Annotated in this window: 3 protein-coding genes; 2 read left to right on the top strand and 1 reads right to left on the bottom strand. The window is 67.1% G+C overall.

Annotated elements, in window-relative coordinates; genetic code table 11:
- Together sphsw_RS20270 and sphsw_RS04370 are read left to right on the top strand one after the other, a co-directional pair.
- Positions 1-710, top strand: a 710-nt coding sequence (locus sphsw_RS20270; RefSeq protein WP_031439542.1) for an SPOR domain-containing protein, incomplete at its 5' end; no start/stop codon positions are given.
- Entirely contained in the window at positions 707-1,873 is a 1,167-nt protein-coding gene (locus sphsw_RS04370; protein WP_031439543.1) for a deoxyguanosinetriphosphate triphosphohydrolase, read from the top strand. The genes sphsw_RS20270 and sphsw_RS04370, both read left to right, overlap by 4 nt.
- A 58-nt stretch (positions 1,874-1,931) precedes the next feature.
- Here sphsw_RS04370 and sphsw_RS04375 read toward each other — a convergent pair whose 3' ends face one another.
- Positions 1,932-2,312, bottom strand: coding sequence for a hypothetical protein (locus tag sphsw_RS04375; protein ID WP_160172603.1), 381 nt, complete (start codon positions 2,310-2,312; stop codon positions 1,932-1,934).
- Between the last annotated feature and the right edge of the window lie 234 nt (positions 2,313-2,546).

Genomic DNA, 2,546 nt, shown 5'->3' on the forward strand with positions numbered 1-2,546 from the left:
CGCAGGTCGCGGTCGCCGCCACGCCTGCTCCGACCGGGCGGACCATCCCCGTCAGCGAGGATTCGATCCTTGCACGAATCATTGCCGGGCTGTCGATCCCGGCATCCGAACTCGGTGTCGCGCCGATAGCTCGGGCTGCACCCGTGGTGCCGGCAACGGCCTCCGGGCTCGGTGCGGGCGACGACGCCAGTGCACGTGCGCTCGCCGACGCGAAAGCCAAGGCGGAGCGCGATACCGCCGCCGAGGCGGAGGCGCTTGCCGCGACCCGGCTCGCCGAGGCGAAGGCGGCGCGCGCGAAGCTGGCGGCGGACAAGAAGATCGCCGATCGCAAGGCGATCGCCGACAAGAAGATTGCCGCCGAAAAGAAGGCCGCCGCCGAGAAGAAGGCGATCGCCGACAAGGCAGCGGCAGAAGAGAAGCGGATCGCGCGCGCCAACCCCGAGCGCATCTGGGTCCAGGTGTCGACCGGCGCGACCGAGGGTGACCTGCCCAAGGCGTGGAAGGGCGTGAAGGCGAAGGCGCCGACCGTCGTCGGAACGCGTGGCGGCTGGACGGCGCCGTGGGGCGCGACGAACCGCGTGCTGGCGGGGCCGTTCAAGACCGCCGCGGAGGCGCGGACCTTCGTCAATGCGCTCGCCAAGGAGGGCGTCTCGACCTTCTCCTTCACCAGCGATGCCGGTCAGGTCGTCACGAAGTTGCCCGCCAAGTGAGCGCGCGTGCGCCCTGGGCTTCGGACCCGGCGCGGAGCAAAGGTCGGCTTCACGAGGAACAGAACGGGACCGTCCGCGGCCCGCGTGACGCGTTCCAGCGTGATCGCGACCGGATCATCCACTCGATCAGCTTCCGCCGGCTGCGCCACAAGACACAGGTCTTCATGGCGCCCGACGGCGATCATTTTCGCGTCAGGCTGACCCATAGTCTCGAAGTCGCGCAGATCGGTCGTGCGGTCGCCCGCACGCTCGCGCTCAACGAGGATCTGACGGAGGCGCTGTGCCTCGCGCATGACATCGGCCATCCGCCCTTCGGTCATGCCGGCGAGGATGCGCTGAAGATCGCGCTGACCGGGCAGGGCGGGTTCGACCATAATGGCCACACGCTGCGCACGCTGACCGAGATCGAGCGCCCCTATCCGCGCTGGAACGGGCTGAACCTGACCTGGGAAACGCTCGAAGGGCTGGCCAAGCATAACGGCCCGGTCCGCCACCCCGGCTGGGCGCTGCGCGTGGCGGATTCGGCGTTCGATCTTGCGCTCACGAGCTTCTCGTCGCTCGAGGCACAGGTCGCGGCGATCGCCGACGACATCGCCTATGACAATCACGACATTGACGACGGGCTGCGCGCAGGATTGCTGACGCTCGACCAGCTGATGGCGGTCCCGCTGATCGCGCGCGGCTGGGACGATACCTGCGCGCGCTTCCCCGATGTCAAGGCAAAGCGGCTGATGGGTGAACTGGTGCGCTCGCAGATCGGCACGATGGCCAACGACCTGATCGCCGAAACGCGTCGCCGGATCGCGGCAAGCGGTGTCACCAGCGTCGAGGACGTGCGCGACGCGGGCGAATGCCTTGTCGGATTTTCCGATGCGATGCGCGAGGAAGAGCGCGATCTGAAGCGGTTCATGTACGCGAACCTGTATCATCATCCGCGCCAGATCGCCGCGGCGGATGCCGCACACGGGATCGTGACCGGGCTGTTCGCGATCTATCGCGACGATCCCGGCACGATCCCCGAGGAATGGCGCGATCGCCTGCCCGAGGCGGATCCGGATCGCAGCCGGCACATCGCCGACTTCATCGCCGGCATGACCGATCGCTATGCCATCTCGCGCTACCGCGAGCTGGTCGGGCCGATCGATCTGCCCGAGGGGTTCTGAAGCCCGGCCGATTTCGCGGGGTCAATGTCCGCGCGAAATCGGCTGAGCCGTCAGCATCTTAGCGTGCGACGGCGGCGATACCGCCGGCCGCGCCCGATGCTTCGGTCGTCGCGAAGGCTACCGGCACGCCGCCCGCCGTACCCGACACGCGGTCGCCGCGCACGATGAGGTGAAACGCCTGGCCCGACGGGAATCGGCGGCCGTTGATGACCTGGCGGCCGTTCTCGACGCTGCTGGTGTAGACATAGGTGCTGCCTTCATACTCGAAGGACTGCTTGGCTTCCTTGGCCATGCCGATCGTCGAGGTGAGGGCGGCCGCCGCGGCGGCGATGATGTATACGGTCTTGCGCATGATATGTGCTCCGCAGTGAAAGATCGTACCGGGCGCAATCGGGTGGTCACCCAGCTTTGATGCCCTGAAGATATTGCGGTGCAGCATAAGCAGCAATTGCAAAGGAGGCCGTCGCACTTGCACGGCGTGCACGGCAACCATTCGCCGCGATTGGCATAATCCTGCGACACTCCCGGCCTAGGACCAGACTGCAGGAGATGACGGATGACCCAGGCGAGCATCGCATTGAACCGGTTCGGAATTGGTGCGCGACCCGACGACGTGGTCGGTAACGGCAGGGACTGGCTAACGACGCAGATGCCGGCGTTTGCGATCCGCCCG

The organism is Sphingomonas sp. FUKUSWIS1 (assembly GCF_000733135.1).
In the GTDB taxonomy this organism is placed as follows: domain Bacteria; phylum Pseudomonadota; class Alphaproteobacteria; order Sphingomonadales; family Sphingomonadaceae; genus Sphingomonas; species Sphingomonas aerolata.

Bases quoted from the DNA above. Each gene is read 5' to 3' on its own strand.
- sphsw_RS04375 (WP_160172603.1), bottom strand. From the start codon at position 2,312: ATGCTGCACCGCAATATCTTCAGGGCATCAAAGCTGGGTGACCACCCG.